The sequence below is a fragment of the Litoreibacter halocynthiae genome, from assembly GCF_004365635.1.
Classification (GTDB): domain Bacteria; phylum Pseudomonadota; class Alphaproteobacteria; order Rhodobacterales; family Rhodobacteraceae; genus Litoreibacter; species Litoreibacter halocynthiae.
On sequence record NZ_SOBH01000001.1, the window covers coordinates 76,539 to 96,918 of the forward strand.

General features: G+C 57.9%; 21 protein-coding genes. 7 read left to right on the plus strand and 14 right to left on the minus strand.

What is annotated here, in order from left to right:
* Nucleotides 1-4 precede the first annotated feature (4 nt).
* Both BDE40_RS00385 and BDE40_RS00390 read right to left on the minus strand, forming a co-directional pair.
* Nucleotides 5-1,051 carry a fatty acid desaturase family protein gene (locus BDE40_RS00385; RefSeq protein ID WP_134011784.1) on the minus strand — a complete coding sequence of 349 codons (1,047 nt, stop codon included), beginning with the start codon at nucleotides 1,049-1,051 and terminating at the stop codon, nucleotides 5-7.
* A 70-nt stretch (nucleotides 1,052-1,121) separates the two neighbouring features.
* Nucleotides 1,122-3,101 (minus strand): protein meaA, encoded by a 1,980-nt coding sequence (locus BDE40_RS00390; RefSeq protein WP_134011786.1) that lies wholly within the window; start codon nucleotides 3,099-3,101, stop codon nucleotides 1,122-1,124.
* A 197-nt stretch (nucleotides 3,102-3,298) separates the two neighbouring features.
* Between BDE40_RS00390 and BDE40_RS00395 the strand changes: the two genes are divergently transcribed.
* The 7 genes from BDE40_RS00395 to BDE40_RS00425 all read left to right on the plus strand — a co-directional run bounded on the left by BDE40_RS00395 (nucleotide 3,299) and on the right by BDE40_RS00425 (nucleotide 10,293).
* Nucleotides 3,299-4,096, plus strand: a complete 798-nt coding sequence (locus BDE40_RS00395; protein WP_134011788.1) for a bestrophin-like domain — start codon at nucleotides 3,299-3,301, stop codon at nucleotides 4,094-4,096.
* Between the two features lie 10 nt (nucleotides 4,097-4,106).
* Complete coding sequence (locus BDE40_RS00400) at nucleotides 4,107-5,489, plus strand: 1-acyl-sn-glycerol-3-phosphate acyltransferase (RefSeq protein WP_134011790.1); 1,383 nt, start codon at nucleotides 4,107-4,109, stop codon at nucleotides 5,487-5,489.
* A 120-nt stretch (nucleotides 5,490-5,609) separates the two neighbouring features.
* A complete protein-coding gene (gene ccrA / locus BDE40_RS00405; RefSeq protein WP_134011792.1) occupies nucleotides 5,610-6,902 on the plus strand; it encodes a crotonyl-CoA carboxylase/reductase in 1,293 nt (430 codons plus the stop codon).
* 207 nt (nucleotides 6,903-7,109) lie between these two features.
* Nucleotides 7,110-7,325: a hypothetical protein gene (locus BDE40_RS00410; RefSeq protein WP_246030316.1), complete on the plus strand. Its 216-nt coding sequence runs from the start codon at nucleotides 7,110-7,112 to the stop codon at nucleotides 7,323-7,325.
* On the plus strand, nucleotides 7,273-7,983 hold the full coding sequence (locus BDE40_RS00415) for a helix-turn-helix transcriptional regulator (RefSeq protein ID WP_134011794.1): 711 nt from the start codon (nucleotides 7,273-7,275) through the stop codon (nucleotides 7,981-7,983). The genes BDE40_RS00410 and BDE40_RS00415 overlap by 53 nt, the downstream gene beginning before the upstream one ends.
* Nucleotides 7,984-8,079: 96 nt before the next feature.
* Nucleotides 8,080-8,712 carry an acyl-homoserine-lactone synthase gene (locus BDE40_RS00420; RefSeq protein ID WP_134011796.1) on the plus strand — a complete coding sequence of 211 codons (633 nt, stop codon included), beginning with the start codon at nucleotides 8,080-8,082 and terminating at the stop codon, nucleotides 8,710-8,712.
* A gap of 42 nt (nucleotides 8,713-8,754) precedes the next feature.
* Nucleotides 8,755-10,293: an ATP-dependent DNA helicase gene (locus BDE40_RS00425; protein WP_134011798.1), complete on the plus strand. Its 1,539-nt coding sequence runs from the start codon at nucleotides 8,755-8,757 to the stop codon at nucleotides 10,291-10,293.
* Between the two features lie 6 nt (nucleotides 10,294-10,299).
* Here the strand turns inward: BDE40_RS00425 and BDE40_RS00430 are convergent, their stop codons facing one another.
* The 12 genes from BDE40_RS00430 to BDE40_RS00485 form a co-directional block, all read right to left on the minus strand.
* Entirely contained in the window at nucleotides 10,300-11,055 is a 756-nt protein-coding gene (locus tag BDE40_RS00430) for a TIGR02186 family protein (protein ID WP_134011800.1), read from the minus strand.
* Nucleotides 11,052-11,969, minus strand: a complete 918-nt coding sequence (locus tag BDE40_RS00435) for a sulfite exporter TauE/SafE family protein (RefSeq protein WP_134011802.1) — start codon at nucleotides 11,967-11,969, stop codon at nucleotides 11,052-11,054. Before BDE40_RS00435 ends, BDE40_RS00430 begins: the two co-directional genes overlap by 4 nt.
* Before the next feature lie 113 nt (nucleotides 11,970-12,082).
* Entirely contained in the window at nucleotides 12,083-13,048 is a 966-nt protein-coding gene (locus tag BDE40_RS00440) for an ABC transporter permease (RefSeq protein ID WP_134011804.1), read from the minus strand.
* 3 nt (nucleotides 13,049-13,051) lie between these two features.
* Nucleotides 13,052-14,146, minus strand: coding sequence for an ABC transporter permease (locus BDE40_RS00445; protein WP_134011806.1), 1,095 nt, complete (start codon nucleotides 14,144-14,146; stop codon nucleotides 13,052-13,054).
* A gap of 1 nt (nucleotide 14,147) precedes the next feature.
* Complete coding sequence (locus BDE40_RS00450) at nucleotides 14,148-15,680, minus strand: ABC transporter ATP-binding protein (protein ID WP_134011808.1); 1,533 nt, start codon at nucleotides 15,678-15,680, stop codon at nucleotides 14,148-14,150.
* Nucleotides 15,677-16,030: a nuclear transport factor 2 family protein gene (locus tag BDE40_RS00455; RefSeq protein ID WP_134011810.1), complete on the minus strand. Its 354-nt coding sequence runs from the start codon at nucleotides 16,028-16,030 to the stop codon at nucleotides 15,677-15,679. Before BDE40_RS00455 ends, BDE40_RS00450 begins: the two co-directional genes overlap by 4 nt.
* 17 nt (nucleotides 16,031-16,047) lie before the next feature.
* The gene (locus BDE40_RS00460; protein ID WP_134011812.1) at nucleotides 16,048-17,043 is read right to left on the minus strand and encodes a BMP family lipoprotein; all 996 of its coding nucleotides are present in this window, start codon (nucleotides 17,041-17,043) and stop codon (nucleotides 16,048-16,050) included.
* Nucleotides 17,044-17,222: 179 nt separating this feature from the next.
* Entirely contained in the window at nucleotides 17,223-17,636 is a 414-nt protein-coding gene (locus tag BDE40_RS00465; RefSeq protein ID WP_134011814.1) for a GNAT family N-acetyltransferase, read from the minus strand.
* Nucleotides 17,633-18,295 carry a tRNA (adenosine(37)-N6)-threonylcarbamoyltransferase complex dimerization subunit type 1 TsaB gene (tsaB, locus tag BDE40_RS00470; protein WP_134011816.1) on the minus strand — a complete coding sequence of 221 codons (663 nt, stop codon included), beginning with the start codon at nucleotides 18,293-18,295 and terminating at the stop codon, nucleotides 17,633-17,635. Before tsaB ends, BDE40_RS00465 begins: the two co-directional genes overlap by 4 nt.
* Before the next feature lie 10 nt (nucleotides 18,296-18,305).
* The gene (locus BDE40_RS00475) at nucleotides 18,306-18,869 is read right to left on the minus strand and encodes a NifU family protein (RefSeq protein WP_134011818.1); all 564 of its coding nucleotides are present in this window, start codon (nucleotides 18,867-18,869) and stop codon (nucleotides 18,306-18,308) included.
* 92 nt (nucleotides 18,870-18,961) lie between these two features.
* Nucleotides 18,962-19,417: a universal stress protein gene (locus BDE40_RS00480; RefSeq protein ID WP_134011820.1), complete on the minus strand. Its 456-nt coding sequence runs from the start codon at nucleotides 19,415-19,417 to the stop codon at nucleotides 18,962-18,964.
* Between the two features lie 66 nt (nucleotides 19,418-19,483).
* A complete protein-coding gene (locus BDE40_RS00485; protein WP_134011822.1) occupies nucleotides 19,484-20,344 on the minus strand; it encodes a branched-chain amino acid aminotransferase in 861 nt (286 codons plus the stop codon).
* Nucleotides 20,345-20,380: the final 36 nt, after the last annotated feature.

The window sequence follows — 20,380 nt, forward strand, 5'->3', positions numbered from 1 at the left end:
AGCCCTATTCCGCCGGTGCGAGTGCCCCTTGCGCCGCTTTCGCATCCGCTGCGGCGAAGCCGACCATGCGGCGGGTGTCCTCGTCCCAGAGCTTCAGCTTCATGCATTTGAGGCTATCGCGGAAGGTGACGCGGTTGGTTCCAGCCAGTTCTGGGTGATCGCGCAGAACCTCAGGCAAGCGGTAGAAGGCGATGCGGGCGTAAAGGTGGTGAACGTGGTGGATGCCGACGTTGCAGCTGAACCAGTTCAACCAGCCCGGCAGCACGTAGTAGCTGGAGCCATAGAGTGCGGAATCGTGCACCGACCAGTTGCCTTGGTGATCCCATTCGACGCCTTCGAACTGGTGTTGGATGTAGAACACCCAGACGCCGCAGAACGCCCCGATGAGCGTTGAAGGGACGAAGATATACAGGATTGGGCCCCAGCCCCCGAAATAGTAGATCGTGCCGAGCACAATCGCGATGGACAGGTTGGTGCCCATGGCGCTGATCCAGTATTCGCGGCGGTCCATCAGGCGGAAGGGCAGGCGGTATTCCAGAAAGAAGGAGTAAAACGGCCCGAAGGCGAGCAGGAAATACGGGTTGCGGTAGAGGCGGTAGGCGGCTTTGGCGAGCGGGCCTTTGGCGTTGTATTCCGCGACCGTCAGGGTCAGCAGGTCGCCCATCTCGCGGCGATCCAGATTGCCGTGGGTGGCGTGGTGGACATCGTGTTTCTTGGCCCAAACGGCGGCGGGCGCGATGCAGATCACCCCGAGGCAGCGGCCTAGCCAGCGGTTGGCAGCCCATGACTTGAAGATCGCCCCATGGCCGCAATCGTGCTGGATGGCGAACATGCGCATCATCAACATGCCCGTCAGTATGACGGCAGGGACGGTGACCCAGTAAAGCTCTGCCGACAGCGACCACCATGCGATGGCCCACAAGCTGACATAAGGGACGAAAGTCGTCGCAAGCTCCCAAATCGAGCGGGAGAGAGACGGATCACGATATGCTTTGAGGACGGGTATCCATTCCCGCGCGGGGCGGCGGGATTGGGGTGTTGCGGAATTCATTCAATTACCTTTGGGCACAATTCATTGGACGCGGATTCTGGCCGCGTCCGCACGGGTGTCAAGTAAGGTTTTACTCCGCTGCGATATCCTTCGGGTCCACCAGTTCTACGAGGTCACCCATGATCCGGTTCAACTCGAAGTCTTTGGGTGTGTAGACCTTGGCCACGCCCATTGAACGCAAACGTTGCGCGTCGTCCTCGGGGATGATTCCACCGACCACCACGGGAATATGGCCAATTCCCGCCGCGTGCATCTTGCTCATGAGATCTTCGATCAGCGGAATGTGGGAGCCGGACAGGATCGACAGACCAACGACATGCGCTTCGTCCTTCAAGGCGGCCTCTACGATTTCATCTGGTGTCAGGCGAATGCCTTCGTAGCTGATATCCATGCCGCAGTCGCGGGCGCGGGCCGCGATTTGTTCGGCCCCGTTGGAGTGACCGTCCAGGCCCGGTTTGCCGACGAGGAACTTGAGGCGGCGACCCAGTTTGGTTGACACCGCATCCACGCGCTCGCGGATTTCTTCCAGACCCTCGGTGCGATTGGAGGGGTTGCGAGACACACCGGTCGGGCCACGATACTGACCAAAGGCCTGACGGATCACGTCGCCCCATTCACCAGTAGTCGCGCCTGCTTTGGCGGCTTCGATGGTGGCAGGCATAATATTGGTGCCATCTTTTGCGGCGGCGCGGACCCTAGCGAGTGCCGCTTCAACCGCGTCATTGTCGCGCGACGCGCGCCATGCGTCCAGCCGCGCGATCTGGTCGGCCTCGGCGTCCTTGTCGGCCACCATGATCGCCTCGTCGCCTGCGGTCAGCGGGCTTTCCTCGTGCTGCTGGAATTTGTTGACGCCGACCACAATGGTGTCACCGGACTCAATGCCGCCAAGGCGTTCTGCATTGGCCTCTACCAGACGGGACTTCATGTATTCGATGGCCTCGTTCGCGCCGCCCATGCTGTCGATAGTGGCGAGTTCGGCGCGCGCGCCTTCTTTCAACGCCTCGACCTTGCGGTCCACGGCAGGGTTGCCGTCAAACAGGTCTTCATATTCCAGAAGGTCGGTCTCGAATGCCATGATCTGCTGCATGCGCAGCGACCATTGCTGATCCCACGGGCGGGGCAGGCCAAGCGCTTCGTTCCATGCGGGCAATTGCACAGCGCGGGCGCGGGCGTTTTTCGACAGGGTAACGGCCAGCATCTCGATCAGGATGCGGTAGACATTGTTTTCCGGCTGCTGCTCGGTCAGGCCAAGGGAGTTCACCTGCACCCCGTAGCGGAAGCGGCGGAACTTGGGGTCTTCAACGCCGTAGCGGTCGCGGCAAATCTCGTCCCACAGATCCACGAAGGCGCGCATTTTGCACATTTCGGTGACGAAGCGGATGCCGGCGTTCACGAAGAACGAGATGCGGCCCACCATTTGCGGGAAGTCCTGCGCAGGGACTTTGCCCTTTAGGTCATCCAGCACGGCGGTCGCTGTGGCAAGCGCGAAGGCCAGTTCCTGCTCCGGCGTCGCGCCTGCTTCTTGCAGGTGATATGAACAGACATTCATCGGATTCCATTTTGGCAGATGCTGACGCGTATAGGCAGCGACGTCGGTGATCATGCGCAGCGACGGTTTCGGCGGGCAGATGTATGTGCCACGCGACAGGTATTCCTTGATGATGTCGTTTTGCACTGTGCCTTGCAGGGCAGAAATATCCGCGCCCTGTTCCTCGGCCGCTGCAATGTAGAGAGCCAACAACCATGGGGCCGTCGCGTTGATCGTCATCGACGTGTTCATCTGGTCCAGCGGGATATCGTTGAACAAACTGCGCATATCGCCGAGATGCGCGACCGGTACGCCGACCTTACCGACTTCACCCTTGGACAGGACGTGATCACTGTCGTAGCCAGTCTGTGTTGGCAGGTCGAACGCCACGGAAAGGCCGGTCTGACCCTTGGCCAGATTGCCGCGATACAGGGCGTTCGACGCTTTGGCCGTTGAGTGACCCGCATAAGTGCGAAACAACCAAGGGCGATCTTTTTGCGGCGTGTTGGGTAGGTCGGACATGATGGCCTCGTGTGAATCGCGGACGGTAACATTATTGCGTTTAGCGATTGATACGTGGAATTTTATACCAATGTCAATTCGCTGCAACGCAGAATTTACAGTCATATCCGTTGCGTTGCCATGCTTTTTGTCTATTGGCATGGTGTTTGTGGCATAAGGGCTCAAACTGGCCCTGACGAGTAGGTGGAGCCGCCAAAATGGGGCAGACGGAAATCATGTACGACATCAATTCTATCTTGATCGCAGTAGTCCTATTATTGGCGATGGGGGCGGCTATGCGCCTTGGGCGCGTGGTCGGGAAGCAAGGTTCCGCCCACCATAATGACGAAAGTAAGTCTCAGATTGGGGCTGTGCAGGGCTCGCTTCTGGGTTTGTTGGCGCTATTGCCCGGTTTCACCTTTTCATTGGCGTTGAACCGTTACGACGACCGATCGCGGGCCGTGGTCGACGAGGCGAATGCGATTGGCACGGCTTGGCTGCAGACCGATTTTCTAAGCGACGCGCGTCGGGATGAGGCCAAAGCCCTGATGAGCCGCTACGGCTTGACCCGTTTTGAGGCGGGGCGCGTTCCCGCAAGCGAAACAGACCGCCGTGATGGGCTGGTTCAAGCTGCCGAGGAGATATTTGTTAAGCTCTGGGACGTGGCCAGCTTGGAAATACAAGAAGTGGGCGGGCCGGCATCGGTCAGCTTTGCGGCCTCATTAAATGATATGATTGATTCCCTTGGATCACGAGACGCTGCAATCGAACGCCATGTGCCGGAGCCGGTACTGTTCCTGATGTTTGCGACGTTCGTGCTGTTGGGAAGCATCCTAGGGTACAATTCGGGACTGACATTGGCCAAGGCGGGCTTTCCGATTTACGCAATGATGATCCTGATCGTGGCGCTGGTCTTTGTCATCATTGATCTTGATCGCCCGCGCCGCGGCATCATTTCTGTGACCCAGCAGCCGCTGCGCCTTGTCTCTGAAAGCATGGCGGCGGCGGTGAATTGAGGGTGAAATAATGCTCACCACTGTGGAACTTCCCATCTGGGCGCTCGTTCTGATCGGGTTGCTGGCGGCGGTGACTGCTGCATCGCATCTATTGTTCCCGTCTGTGCGATGGTTCTTTCGGCGGCGGGCAGAACGGGTGGTTGCGCGCCTGAACTCCAAACTTGCGCGGCCGATCCAGCCGTTCAAGCTCGCCCGACGTCACGACATGATCCAGAACGTGCTGTATGATCCTGACGTCATTCGGGCGGTCAACGACTATGCCGACGAGATGGGTGTGCCCGACAACGTGGCCTTTGAAACTGCACAGCGCTATGCGCGTGAAATAGTGCCATCCTTCAGTGCCACGGTTTACTTCGGGCTCGGGACGCGGTTGGCGAAGTGGGTGTCACGGTCGCTCTATCGCGTCAGAGTGGTGAACCCGCGCAGTGATGCTATGGCGGCGATCGATCCGGATGCGACTGTGGTATACATTATGAACCACCGCTCCAACATGGACTATGTGTTGGTGACCTATCTCGCTGCGCGCGACAGCGCGTTGTCTTATGCGGTTGGGGAATGGGCGCGGGTGTGGCCATTGCGCCCGTTGATCAAGATGATGGGTGGCTACTTTATTCGCCGGAAATCCTTGAACCCACTCTATCGCCGCGTCTTGGCACGGTACGTCCAACTCTCGACCAGAGAAGGTGTTGCGCAAGCTGTATTTCCTGAAGGCGGATTGTCCCGAAGCGGCGCGTTGGGGCAACCAAAGTTGGGATTGATCAGCTATATCGTTGACGGCTTTAACCCCGGCGTTGCACGGGATGTAGTGTTCGTACCGGTCGGGCTGAACTATGATCGCGTGCTGGAAGACCGTGTATTGGCGGCTGCGGCCGGGGACAAATCCGCAAGGTTCAAGTTTCGGATCAGCCATGTGGCCAAATATGTCTGGCGGCACCTCTGGCAGCGATTGACGGGCAAGTTCCATCGTTTGGGCTTTGCTGCAGTTGCCTTTGGCCGGCCCGTGTCGCTGACGGAATTCCTAGCCAACCACCCCGCGCAAACAACAGAGCGCTTGGGCGCGGAGTTGATGGAGCGAGTGCGAGCTGTCGTTCCGATTTTGCCAGTTCCGCTGGTGTGTCGCCATATTCACGCGGCAGGTGGCAAAATAGAACGCTCGACCCTTGAAGCGTTATTCTCCAAGGACGTCGCACGATTTCGCGCGGCGCGCCTTGAGGTGTGTATGCCACGAGAAAGCGGTGACGGGAGCTGTGAGCGCGCTGTGAATGAAGCGCTGAGGATGTTGGAAGTCCGCGGGGTGATCCGGCTTGCAGACGGTATCGTCGAGGTGAGCGATAAGGCACCAGAGGTGATTGGCTATTATGCGGCGTCCCTTCAGCATTTGGCTGCGACATAAAATTACAAAAAACACAACTTTCGGGTTGTATTGTTGCTTTTGCGTTTGTATCTCTTCCTTATTGGCGGTGCAGCATTTGATTCTGCGTCGCGGCACCGACTAAGATGAGGAGCGCCGGTAATGGCTCTAGATACGCAGGACGACATGATGGACTACAGCGCCGAGAAAAAAGACCTTTACGAGCTGGGTGAAATTCCCCCGATGGGCCACGTCCCGTCTCAGATGTATGCATGGGCCATTCGCCGCGAGCGGCATGGCGAGCCGGAGGACAGCTTTCAAAACGAGGTCGTCGAGACGCCAGCAATCGGCGACCGCGAAGTCCTAGTCTTGGTCATGGCTGCGGGCGTGAATTACAACGGCGTTTGGGCGGGGCTTGGTGTTCCAATCAGCCCGTTCGACGTGCACAAAGCCGACTATCACATTGCAGGCTCTGACGCTGCGGGGATCATCTGGGCGGTTGGCGATAAAGTTAAGCGCTGGAAAGTTGGCGACGAAGTTGTTGTGCATTGCAACCAAGACGACGGCGACGACGAAGAGTGTAACGGCGGTGATCCGATGTTCTCGTCCAGCCAACGGATCTGGGGCTACGAGACACCTGATGGCTCGTTCGCACAGTTCACCCGCGTGCAGGCACAACAGCTGATGCCACGTCCCGCGCATCTAAGCTGGGAAGAAAGTGCATGCTACACACTTACACTGGCAACCGCATACCGCATGCTGTTCGGCCATCACCCGCATGAGTTGAAGCCAGGGCAGAATGTGCTGATCTGGGGCGCGTCCGGCGGCCTTGGCTCTTTTGCCGTGCAACTGGCGAACACCGCAGGGGCGAATGCCATCGGTGTGATCTCTGACGAGGACAAGCGCGACTTCGTGATGGGGCTTGGCGCCAAGGGTGTTCTGAACCGCAAGGACTTCAATTGCTGGGGCCAGATGCCCAAGGTGAACACACCTGAATACAAAGAGTGGTTTGGCGAGGTCCGCAAGTTCGGCAAAGCCATCTGGGACATTACCGGCAAAGGCAACAACGTCGATATGGTGTTTGAGCACCCTGGTGAAGCAACGATGCCGGTCTCGGTCTTCGTGGTGAAGAAGGGTGGCATGGTTGTCATCTGCGCTGGCACGACAGGCTACAACCTGACGATGGACGCCCGCTATCTGTGGATGCACCAAAAGCGCGTTCAGGGCTCTCACTTTGCGCATCTGAAGCAAGCCTCCGCGGCGAACAAGCTGATGTGCGAGCGCCGTTTGGACCCGTGCATGTCAGAGGTGTTCCCTTGGAACGAGATCCCTCAGGCGCACACCAAGATGCTGCGCAATGAGCACAAGCCCGGGAACATGGCCGTTCTGGTTTGCGCACCGCGTACTGGACTGACGACTTTCGAGGATACGCTGGAAGCAAGCCGTACTTCGTAACCGCAGTAAAATAACTCTTGAGAAAGCCCGCGAATCGCCTCGGTTCGCGGGCTTTTTCTATGTTGGAACGGATTGGTTCACCAATTTCAGTCAGTTACAGCCCGATCCCTCGCTATTTTGGGGGAGGGTTAATTGGTGAATATTGTCGGCAATTTTCCGCTGCTAGGCTTTCGTTAACGGATGATTAACCCTTTCGGGAGGATAGTGATGATGAAGAACGACTGGATTATTGACGTATTGATGGACCTGAAGGCCTTCTCTGCCAGAAACCGGCTTAGCCATCTGGCAGAACAGCTTGACGACACGATTTTGGTTGCGACGACCGAAATCGCGTCACCGGTCCGCTCAAGACGCCACATGATGGGTGAGCATGAACAGACTGGTCGACATGCAGGACGCGCTTTCTCAGGCGACAACGCTTGAAGAGTTTCAGACTTTTGTCGAGAACCTGAGGGCTGTCTACGACCTCGAACACTTGGTCTACCATTCGGTCAACAGCACCGGCGGTCAGTACGCAGCGCTGACATATGAACCTGTCTGGGTTGAACGCTACATCGAGCAGGATTACGCCCGTATCGACCCCGTAGTTCAGGGCTGTTACCGGCAATTCCAGCCTATCGAATGGAAAACGCTGGATTGGTCCACGAAGGCCAGCCGAGCGTTCCTTGGTGAAGCGAGCGAAGCCGGACTGGGAAATCAGGGATTTAGTGTCCCGATACGCGGGCCCAGCGGGCAATTCGCTTTGGTCTCGGTCAATCAAAAATGTAACGACGAGATGTGGGCCAGCTTCACGTCGGAAAGGTCGGCTGATTTGCTGCTGATTTCTCACTATCTGAATGAGAAAGCGCTGCAAATTGAGGGGAACCCCAATCGCGGTCCCACCCGTTCGTTGTCACCCCGCGAGAAGGATACACTGACCTTGCTGGCCACTGGTGCGAACCGCGCCAGCATAGCGGAAACCCTGAAAATCTCCGAAAGCACGCTAAGAGTGTATATCGAAAGCGCACGCTTTAAACTCGGGGCCGCGAATACGACCCATGCCGTCGCCATGGCGCTCACCCACGGATTGATTGTCGTCTAAAACTGTTGCGCATTCTAGCTATCTAGGCGCGCTGCCCTGATCCGATCTTAACCCACTTGTGCGAACTCCACCCTCCCGAAGCGGATGGAGTTCCTTATGATCAGATATCTTTATGCCGACCAACTCTTGGCGTTCCCGAAACTCAGGGAAAGCATGTTAAAAGACCGCGCGGTTCAGTTCCATCAACGGTTGAAATGGGAGGTGACCATCGACGTGAACGGATTTGAGCAAGACCAATATGACTTGCTCAATCCCCTCTATGTCATTTGGGAAACGGCGGCGGGGCTACATGGCGGCTCGATGAGGTTTCTGCCAACCGCTGGCGCGACGATGGTGAACGACTTCTTTAGCCATCTGAACGGTCAGCCTGTTTCCGACGACCGCATTTGGGAAACCACCCGGTTTTGTATTTCACCAAACGCGCCAGATGGAAGCCGGATAGCGGCTCTGTTGATGCTTGCAGGAGCGCAGCTTGGGGTGGGGCTGGGCCTGAGTCATGCCGTGGGAGTCTTTGATGCGCGAATGGTCCGTATCTACCGGCAACTCGGCTGGCCGCCGGAGGTGCTGGGCACGGAGGGAAAAGGTCGCGAAGCGATCAGCGCGGGGTTGTGGGAATTTCGCCCTGAGTTGCTTTCCCAACTGGCCACAAAAGCGGGCGTGAGCAAGGAAGTTGCAGCCCATTGGTTTGCACGGGCATTCGGGTTCGAGAGAACAATGATTGCGGCCTGAACTCTCTGGCAAACCTGAAGGTCGCAGGGTAGTGTCCGGCGCATGTCGAATGCCCCCACGACCATCACATTTTCCGAAGATCAGGCGGAAGCCTACGACGCCATTACGGAAGTAATGGCGAAGGCTGGTGTGGACATGTTGGAAGGCCACACAACGCCGCTGAACGATGCCACAAGTCAGGTCATGGCCATCGTGGGCAAGGCCGGATCCGGCAAGACGCTGTTGCTGGCCAAGATGGTGGAAGCCGTACAGGAAGCGGGTGTTGATCTGATTTCAGGCGACTATGACGGCAAGCCCCGCAAGGATCGTCGCACCATTGCGGTTCTGGCTCCGACCAATAAGGCGGCCAGTGTTTTGCGAAACAGAGGTGTGCCTGCGACAACCATTCACCGCATCCTCTACACCCCGATGTATGATCCCGAATACGAGCGGATTGCTGAATGGCTGGCTGGACAAGGTGACAAGCCGGAGATCGAGGGACTGACCGAAACCAACCTCGAACGCGCGCGTCTGTTCTACGAGGCGAACAAATCTATTCCGGGTGCCTTGGCCGCCGCAGGGTTAAAAGGCTCGGACTTTATCCAAGGATGGAAGCGACGCGAAGACCCGTTGGATATCGGCTTCATAGATGAATCTTCGATGCTGGACGAAAAGCAATACGAGGACCTGCGCGAGATTTTCCCGACACTGATCTTGTTCGGAGACCCGGCACAGTTAGCGCCAGTCGGGCAATCCGGCGAGATGGTGTTCGACAAGCTGAAAGACGGCCGCAAGCTGGAATTGTCGCGCGTCCACCGCCAAACCCAAGACAACCCGATTTTGGATTTGGCGCATGCACTGGCCGATCCGACCGTGAGTTTCAGTGACTTTGAGCAATTGGTCCGTGAAGCGGCGGCGAAAGATGATCGAGTCGTCTACGCTGAGCGGGTGGAGGCGGATCTGATGGCACGCTCTCCGGTACTGGTCTGGCGCAACGCGACACGCATCAGGCTCATCCAGGCATTTCGTGGCGCCTATGGCGCGACGGTCGACACCCTGCTGCCGGGGGAGCCGCTGATCTGCGACGGGATCGAATTGCCGCTGAAACACCGTAAAAAGCGAATTGATTTGGAGGCGCGCGGCCTGATCAAAGGCGCGCAGGTGGTTTATATGGGGCCGGGCAACAAGCCCGGTTTTTCGCGGTTGCATGTGATTGGGGCGGAAGATCCACAGGTTTCGGCAGCATCTATCATCAAAATCGAAGCGCCGGGTGAAGAGGAGCCGTTTATCCCCTTTGCCGCGCGCATGGGTGCTGCGTTTTTACACGGGGCAGCGGTAACAATCCACAAAGCCCAAGGCTCGCAATGGGAAACGGTGCAGGTGTTCGCACCGGATTTATACGCCGCGGCACGGGCAGGGCGCGAAGAGGCAGGACAACCCTTGTGGAAGCGGTTGGCCTACGTTGCCATCACGCGGGCAGAGCACCGTCTTATGTGGATTACGCGGAGCATGCTGGCACGCCCGACGAGCGGCCTGCGCACCGATGATCTGCCAAAGGGGCCCGCGCGTTTGGAGCTGAAATCGCCAGAGAGCGAAGACTAAGCAGGTTCAGAAACGGATGTAGCGGAAGATCGCAGACGCGCCCCAACCCGCGACGATTGCGATGAACAACGACAATAGGCCGTAGATCAACGGCTGTTGGTGCGCGAGATCGTAAATCCAGCGCTCCAGCCCTACTTTGTTTACGTTGATTACGGTCTCATAGTCGTCAACAACCACACCGCCCCGCACAAGAAAAATGCGCGTGTCATAAGGGCCCTCGACAAGGTTCGCAGGCAAATCGATCGTCGTAGAGAACAATGTCTGATCATAGAGCTTCACCGAATTGTCGAGCTTTTGATACAGATTTTTGGCTGTGCGTATTCTGATAAGGGCATCCGTGAATTCAGCAGCGTTTTCGACGGTGGAAGGCGCACCAACGGATCTGATGGCGCGCGGGATCGAAATGCGGTGGCGCAGGTCTTCCGTGCGGGTCAGAACATCCCTAAGCGCACCGCTGGAGGCGACTGCATAGAAGCTTGGGGCTTCATCGACCTCTACCGCACTGGTATTAACCCAGATACCCAAGCGCCAATCCTTCTTGCGCACATTCACCGTTTGAGCCGGACCGGAAACGGTTATGATCACTTCCATTGGCTCGGTCGCTGCTGGCGCATTGCGTTTGACTGCGCCGTAAATCAGGATGTCGGACCCGTCGAAATTTGCCGTGATCCGAACCTCGTCCCGTGACAGGCCCGCGACGACCTCTTCAGCAGCCAAAGGTGTGACCACAAGGCATAACAGGAATGCAAGCGCGCGGATCACGAATGGCCTCCGCTGCCCAGCGAGAACAACTCGGACGGCACAATCAGCAGGTCCAGCGCCAGTTTGGCACAAACGGCGAGCACCATAATCGAGAGCAGAATACGAAGCTGTTCGGCCTTCAACTTGACGCCAATCCTGGTGCCGATTTGCGCACCGATTACACCACCAATAAGCAGCAGAACCGCCAGCGCCATATCGACGGTGTAGTTGGTGGTCGCGTGCAGAAGCGTGGTGAACGCGGTCACGAAAATGATCTGGAACAAGGAGGTGCCAATCACAACTTTGGTGGGCATTCCCAAGATGTAGATCATGGCCGGAACCATAATGAAGCCACCGCCGACCCCCATGATTGCGGCCAAAATGCCGACAAACAAACCAACAACAATTGGGGGGATAACGGAGATATACAGCCCCGAAGTCCGGAATTTCATCTTGAAGGGAAGGGCATGAACAAGCCCGTGCTTCTTGCGTTCGGGAACTGCGCTAGGTTTCTTTGAACGTCGAATGGCGCGCAGGCTTTCGAAGAACATCAATCCGCCGATGATACCAAGGAAAACGACGTAACACAGCTTTACCAACAGATCGACTTGACCCATTTCGCGCAGGATTGTGAACACCTGAACACCGATTGCAGCCCCGATAAGGCCGCCGATCAGCAGGACTAGACCCATCTTGAGGTCCACCGTCCGCCGCTTGAAATGAGCGAGTACACCAGAGAAAGACGACGCTACGATTTGATTGGCTTCCGTCGCAACCGCAACCGCTGGCGGGATGCCAATGAAGAACAGCAAGGGGGTCATGAGGAACCCCCCACCGACTCCAAACATGCCAGACAATATCCCTACAATCCCACCCAAACCCAGAAGCAGGAATGCGTTGACCGACACCTCGGCGATGGGAAGATAGATTTGCATGGACGTTCCTTAGACCCCGTCAACTGGACTGAGCAAATCAATATGATAAGTCCAGTTGGCAAAATTGACCATCTTGCCCACGAAAGGGCAATAATGGGACTCACACCACCACGTCATCGTTCTTTGACGTAAGGTTCTCCACCAGCACGTGGGGGAATGGCTTTCCCAACGAAACCCGCCAGGATCACCACGGTTAGAATATAGGGCAAAGCCTGCATGAATTGCGAGGGTAAGGTGACGAAGCCCAGATCAAGGCTCGGGTAGCGGTTGGAAACCGCTTCCAGCAGCCCGAACAGGAACGTTGCATAAAGCGCGTACCAAGGACGCCATTTTGCAAATATCAACGCTGCGAGCGCAATGAACCCGCGTCCCGCCGTCATCTCTTTAACAAAGCTGGCACCCAGACCTGTCGCGAGGTAGGCGCCAGCCAACCCGCACAGCACGCCACAGATAGCCACAGCAGCATAGCGTAAGCCGACGACGGAAATTCCTGCCGTATCAACGGCTGCGGGGTTTTCCCCGACTGCTCTTAGGCGGAGCCCGAAGCGCGTGCGAAACAACACATACCAAGTCAAAGGCACGCAGAGCAGAGCAACATAAACCAGGAATGTGTGTCCGGAGAGTACTTCCGAATATAGCGGTCCAAGCAGGGGCACTCCTGACAATGTTTCCGCGAAAGGCAGGTCGATCCCTTGGAACCGTGCATCGCCTTGAAGGGAAGGCGTCTGACCGCCAAGCTTGAACCAGCTCAACCCAATGAGGACCGTCAGGCCGGACGCCAGAAAGTTGATTGCCACACCGGAAATCAGTTGGTTTCCGCGGAAAGTAATCGATGCCAAGCCGTGGATGCCGGATAACACCAGCGACGCCGCAACCCCTGCCAGCATGCCAAGCCAGACTGACCCTGTCGAATACGCCGTTGCCGCCGAGAAGAAGGCCGCGATCAGCATTTTTCCTTCAAGGCCAATGTCGAAAATTCCGGCCCGTTCCGAGAAAAGACCCGCAAGGCAGGCAAACAACAACGGTGTCGCAAGACGCAGTGCGCTGTCGAGGATTTGGAGGATTGTCAGATAGTCCATCTCCTAAGCCTCCGCACGCTTGGGTCGTACAAGCACCTTGGCCACTATAGATCGCACCATGTTGTCCAAGGCCCCGGTGAACAGGATCACCAATGCCTGAATGACGATCACCAACTCGCGTGGAATGGAGGTCCAAAGCCCAAGCTCTGCCCCGCCTTGATACAATGCCCCGAACAACAGCGCCGCAAACAGGATACCCAGAGGGTGGGATCGCCCCATCAAGGCCACGGCAATACCGATGAAACCAGCGCCCTCAACCGAGCCGAGGATAAGTCGCTCGGCCTCGCCCATAACGTTGTTGATCGCCATCAAGCCCGCCAACGCGCCGGAGATCATCATCGTAATGATCGTGATTTTGACGGGGTTGATCCCGGCGTAAACAGCGGCGGGCTGCGATTCGCCAAACGCCCGAAGCTGGTAACCCAGACGCGTACGCCAAATCAGATAATAGACGAACACGCAGGCCAAGAGGGCAACCACCAGCGTGACATTAGCCGGTGTGCCTTTGGCGAACGGGATGCCGACGGCGTTCAGCATGTCACCCAAGGACGGCAAATGTGCAGGCTCGGGGAACTTGGCGGTCGCCGGATCCATGGATCCTTTCGGGCGCAACTTGTTGACCAGCACGTAGTTGAGCAACGACGCCGCGATGAAGTTGAACATGATCGTGGTGATCACGATGTGGCTGCCGCGCTTGGCTTGCAGGTAAGCCGGGATTAACGCCCACAACGCCCCGAACAGGCCCGCCGCAGCGGTCGCCGCAACCAAGGCTATAGTCCAATGTGGCCAAGGAATGAAAAGGCACACAAGCGCCACACCAAGCCCGCCGAGCGCCGCTTGGCCTTCACCGCCGATGTTGAACAAGGACGCGTGGAAAGCCACAGCAACCGCCAGTCCGGTGAAAATGAAGTTGGTGGCGTAGTACAGCGTATAGCCCCAGCCATAGGTTGACCCGAGCGCGCCTTTCACCATCAAAGACAACGCGTCCATCGGGTCGTGTCCGGTTGCAAACACCATCAACATGGACAGGCTGAAAGCAAGGATCAGCCCCACCAAGGGTACGACAATGAGATCTGCCCATTTTGGCAATTGCTCCATCTCAGGTGTCCTCCCCGGTCATGCCAGCCATCATCAGGCCCAGCTCTTTCTCGTGAGTTTCGGCGGGTAGGCGTTCACCCATAAGCTGGCCGTCAAAGATCACCGCGATGCGGTCCGACAGCGACAGGATTTCTTCCAACTCCACCGACACAAGTAGGATTGCCTTGCCCTTGTCGCGCAGGGCGACGATCTGTTGGTGGATAAATTCAATGGCACCGATGTCCACACCACGGGTCGGTTGGCCCACCAGTAGTAGGTCGGGGTCACGCTCGATCTCACGCGCCAGAACGAGCTTTTGCTGGTTGCCACCGGAGAAGCTCTTGGCCTCCAAATCGGCATTGGCGGGACGCACGTCGAAGCGTTCGATTTTTCCTTCGGCATCCTCGCGGATGGCCGCGTTGTTCATCAGCAACCCGGTTTGGTAGGCTTCATCGTCATCATACCCAAAGGCCGTGTTCTCCCATGCCTTGAAGTCCATGATCAAACCTTCGCGCTGGCGGTCTTCCGGCACATGGGCAATGCCGCGCTTGCGGCGGGAGCGCGCGTCCGAAAACTTGCCGGTTAAGTCAAGGTCCTGACCGTTTACCCGAATGGTCCCAGTGCCGTTGCGCATGCCACCCAGCACTTCCAAAAGCTCGGACTGACCGTTGCCGGCGACGCCCGCGATGCCTAGAATTTCTCCGGCGCGCACGTCAAAGGAGACGCCTTTGATCCGGACAACGCCTTTGCTATCGACAACCTTGAGGTTTTCGACCTCCAGCACTTTCTCGCCGGGTTGCGCGGGTGTTTTATCGACGCGCAGCAACACCTTACGTCCAACCATCAATTCGGCCAACGCCTGTGGAGACGTTTCCGACGTCTTGACAGTCGCGGTCATCTCGCCGCGCCGCATCACCGAGACGGTGTCAGTTGCCTCCATGATTTCGCGCAGCTTATGGGTGATCAGAATGATCGTTTTGCCCTCGTCCTTCAGGCGATGAAGGATACGGAATAATTGGTCGGCCTCGGCTGGGGTCAACACACCCGTCGGCTCGTCGAGAATGAGGATGTCGGCCTGACGATACAACGCCTTCAGGATTTCCACCCGTTGCTGCATCCCCACGCCGATGTCCTGGATCAAGGCGTCAGGGTCGACGTTCAACTCGTACTCGGCGGCCAATGCGGCCAAGTCCTTGCGCGCCTTGCGCAGCGATGGGGCCAGAAGGGCGCCGTCTTCCGCACCCAGAATGACATTCTCCAGAACGGTGAAATTCTCGACCAGTTTGAAATGCTGGAACACCATGCCAATGCCCGCGGCGATGGCCGCTTGGCTGTCAGGGATCGATACTTTTTTGCCGGATATATAAATCTCGCCTTTGTCGGCTTTGTAGAAGCCGTAGAGGATCGACATGAGCGTGGACTTGCCTGCGCCGTTTTCGCCAATGATGCCGTGGATTGTTCCCGGCATGACACGGATCGAGATGTCTTTGTTGGCCTGAACAGGCCCGAAGGCCTTCGATATGCCCTTAAGTTCGATTGCTGGGGCCGTGGTCACGCGGGCTCTCCCATGCCGGCAAATCCGATCAATCGCGAGATTTTCCCGTCAGTGATATCGGCGAAGTACTGGCCATGCTGCATCGGGACACCGTCCTTACAAAACGCAACGGTCGCGCGGGCGTGGCCATTGTGTTCCGAGGTGTGGACGACCTTCGCTGATCCGTCCGGCATCATGTCGCCGTAAATCTTCACATAGGCCAGATACGCCTCACGATCCGTGATGGGTTCTGGTGCGTTCGGGTCTGCGTAGTAGAATTTGGTGGCAAGAGCCGCGTCGGTTTTTGCCGCGCGGCTCTCGGCCGATGGATCGCCCCAAGCAGAGAAGAAAGTATTGATGCAATCAGTCATGGCTTGGGGCTCCTAACTTAGAATGTCAGGGATGGGCAGGACTCGTCGGACATATAGTCGTGGACCGTAATGTCGCCGGAGATGATTTTCGCGGCCACCGCGTCAACGGTTGCTTTCAGGTCATCGGAGATCAAATCAGCGTTGTTTTCGTCCAGCGAATAGCCCACGCCTTCATTGGCCAAGCCCATGACATTGAAGCCAGTTTCCAGACCGGGGCCGTCTTTCATCGCGTTGTAAACAGCGTTGTCGACGCGCTTGAGCATCGAGGTCAGAACCTTGCCGGGGTGCAGGTAGTTCTGGTTGCTGTCAACGCCGATGGACAAGATGCCTTCGTCAGCGGCAGTTTGCAGCACGCCCAAACCGGTACCGCCAGCAGCCGCATAAACAACGTCAGCGCCTTGGCTGATTTGAGCACGGGTCAGTTCGCCGCCTTTTACCGGATCGTTCCAAGCCGCACCGGTGGTTCCCGTCATGTTGGAGATAACCTTGGTGTCAGGGTTCGCCGCCTTCGCGCCTTGGGCATAGCCACAAGCGAATTTGCGGATCAGCGGGATGTCCATGCCGCCGATGAAGCCAACAGTGTTGGTCTTCGAGGTTTGCGCGGCCATGTAGCCAACAAGGTAGGAGCCCTCATGCTCGTTAAACACGACCGAGCGCACGTTTGGCGCGTCTACGACCATGTCGATGATGACAAAGGAAGTATCGGGATAGTCGCCAGCGACCTCACCCAGAGCGTTGCCGAACGCAAAGCCTGCCATCACGATCGGGTTGGAGCCTGCTTCGGCGAAGCGGCGCAGGGCCTGCTCGCGCTGTGCGTCGGATTGCAGCTCGACCTCGGCGAAGGAGTTGCCGGTTTCTTCTGCCCAACGGGTCGCACCGTTATAGGCCGCTTCGTTAAAGGATTTGTCGAATTTGCCGCCAAGATCGAAGATGATCGCCGGATCAGCCAAGGCTGCGCCCGCGCTAAGCGCCATAGTCGCGGCCGCGCCGAGGAATTTTTGCATGATTGTCATGGTGGTCTCCCAGATGTTTTTTGTTACGTCCGGGGCCGTCCCCCCGGTTGCATAAAGCAGTGATCGGGCAAGCAGCGCCCGCAGATCATCGGGTATTAACGCCCCAGTGACGCCAAGGGGTCAACCGATTCTTGTAAATTCCCCACGCAAATGGCGTGATTTCAGGCGCTTACGCTAGGTTAGCGGTCGCCTAGCTCGCAACGCATCACCAAAGCGTCCAAGGTGGAGCCATTCGGACGCCGGTAATATGCGCGACGACGGCCTGCATCTGCAAATCCGGTTGAACGATAGAGCGCAATGGCGGCTTCATTGTCTGCTGCCACTTCCAGGAAGGCGAGCGTTGCTCCGTCTTCGGTCGCGCGGGCTTTGAAACCCTCCACCAAAACGCGCGCCACGCCTTGCCGTCGCGCAGCAGGATCGACTGCGAGCGTCAGGAGTTCTGCCTCGTCCACGATCAACCGCCCAAGCAAAAAGCCCTGAGGGGTGCTTAGCAAAAAGGCGCTGCCTTCAAAGCTGGCAAACTCTGAGGCGGACCACGGACGTGGGGTCGTGAAACATTTGGCGTGTAGCGCGGCTAATGCGTCGGGGGTCATAGGATGACGGGGGCCGGATCGCGGGGTGGGGCCGCATCTGCGGGCCGAAGATACAGCGGGGCGGGGCGTGCGCCGTCCGGTGCGCGCGCAGCGGCGATGCGGGCGGTGGCGATGATGAGGGCTGAGGGGCTGGTCTCAATCGCCTCGGCCTCAAGCTGTGCGGCCAGAAAGGTGCTGTTATACCCGACAACAAACGCGGTTTCCGGCGGGGAACCCGCCTGAATTTCGTCCTCGGCGCAGAGGCTCGGAGCGTCCAGAGCACCCCCGTTTTTGGCGAAAAATTGTATGTAAACATTGCCTTGGCGTGCATCTAGGGTCGCAAGAGTCTGGTCGCGTTGCGTAGGCGCAAATGCCATGGCCTCCAGCGCACTCACGCCAATCGCAGGAATGCCCAGCGACAAAGCCAGCCCCCGTGCAGCACTGACTGATATGCGGATGCCGGTGAAATTTCCGGGACCAATGCCCACGCCGATGCGGTCAAGGTCGGACCATTTTTTGTCGGCCTCTGAGAGGACCTCTTCCAGTAGCGGCAAGAGGCGCTCGGCTTGGCCCTTCTGCATCTCCTCGACGCGCGACACCAGAACAGTGTCACCCGATAGCAAAGCGGCCGCGCAATGCGCGGCCGATGTGTCGAATGCCAATGTCAGTTGGTCAGCCATAGTGGCAGCTTTAGGCCGCGACGGGACGAACCTCAACCACTTCGGGGATGTAGTGGCGCAGCAGGTTCTCGATGCCCATTTTCAGCGTCAGTGTAGACGAAGGGCAACCGGCGCAGGCGCCTTGCATATGCAGGTAGACAACGCCGCGCTCGAACCCGTGAAACGTGATGTCACCACCATCTTGCGCCACGGCAGGACGCACACGAGTGTCTAGCAGCTCTTTGATCTGGTCCACAATCGCGCCGTCTTCACCGGTATGTTCCGCATGGCCGCCGGAGGCGTTGCTGTCGCCTTCAAGGGCAGGCTGGCCGGATTGGAAATGCTCCATCACCGCGCCTAGAATGGCGGGTTTGACGTGGTCCCATTCCGTCGCGTCGGACTTGGTCACGGTCACAAAATCGTTGCCGAGGAACACGCCGGTGACACCCTCGACCGCGAAAATTCGGCTGGCGAGTGGGGATTTTCCGGCGGTGTCCGCAGACGGGAAGTCTGCCGTACCTGCTTCCAACACGGTCTGGCCAGGAAGGAATTTCAGCGTGGCGGGATTGGGTGTGGATTCGGTCTGGATGAACATGGCTGGGCCTCTTTGATGTAGACTACAGATATGAGACTCTGCGGGGGCGAAGTCAATAGATTGGAATTATTCTAAACTGGACGAGCCTGCCATTAGCTGACCGCTTCCAGCTGCTCTTTGGTCATTTCTCCGGGCACAATGGTCACCGGTATAGGCAGCGTGCCTGACCGCCGCGTAAGCTCTGTTACCAAGGGGCCGGGGCCTTTGTTTCCGGTACCTGCGCCCAGCACCAGCACGCCAACATCGGGGTCTTCTTTTACTTGCGCTAGAATTTCCGGAACTGCCTCGCCTTCGCGAATAACCAGTTCCGGGTCGACCCCTTGCTTGTCACGCATCCATTTTGCGAAGACCTCGAAATGGGCAACGATGCGGTCGCGCGCCTCTTGGCGCATGATCTCTCCGACGCCAACCCAGTGGTTGAACTCGTCCGGCGGAATCACAGCCAGAATTTCGACACCGCCGCCCGTGCGTGCGGCGCGCATCGCCGCAAAACGCATGGCGTTCAGGCATTCGCGGCTGTCATCGAGCACAACAAGAAACTTACGCATGGCCAAAGCCCTCCACGGTGCAGATCATGCTGCAAGCGCTGGCGTCGCGCAACACATGCTTTAGCGTCATTCGGACAGTGCCCAGTCCCAATACATCTCACGGACTTTCTTGGTGACAGGGCCGGACTGATAATGCGTGCCGTCGAATTCCTTGACCGGCGTGACTTTCATCATGTTGCCGGACAGAAAGACTTCGTCGGCTTCGCGGAAGTCCTGAAAGTTCAGGACGGTTTCATGCACCTTGGTGCCGTCCTTGGCGAGGTTCGATATGTGCCGCGCGCGGGTGATGCCTGCGAGGAAGGTGCCGTTGGGAACGGGGGTGAAGATCTCGCCGTCGCGCACCATGAAGACGTTGGCGGTAGCAGTCTCGGCCACATTGCCCAATGCGTCAGCCACCAGCGCGTTGCCGAAGCCCTTGGCGCGGGCCTCGGATAGCATGCGGGCGTTGTTCGGGTAGAGGCAACCAGCCTTGGCGTTGACCACGCTCGACGACAGGGTCGGGCGGCAGAACTGGGTGGTGGTCAGCGTCGTTGCCGCGCCTTGCGGGGCCATCGGGATTTCCTCAAGGCAGATCGCGAAGCCGGTTTCGTCGGGTTTGGGGACGATGCCCAGCTCGTCGCCCGCTATGGCCCAATACATCGGGCGAATGTAGACGGCAGCTGTCTTGGGGTAGGCCGCGAGGCCTTCTTGCACGATCTCGACCATCTGCTCTGCGGTATGGGTCGGCGTGATCATCAGCGCCTTGGCGGAGCGGTTGACGCGCTCGCAATGGGCAAAGAGGTCAGGCGAAACACCCTCGAAATACCGCGCGCCGTCGAAAACAGAAGTGCCCAACCACATGGCGTGATCCGCCGCCCGCATCACAGGCACGTCGCCTGCGTGCCACGTGCCGTTGAAATAGGTGCGGATGTTGATGCCGGTTGCCATGATCGTCCTCCCAGTAAGCTATGGCAGGCTAGGACG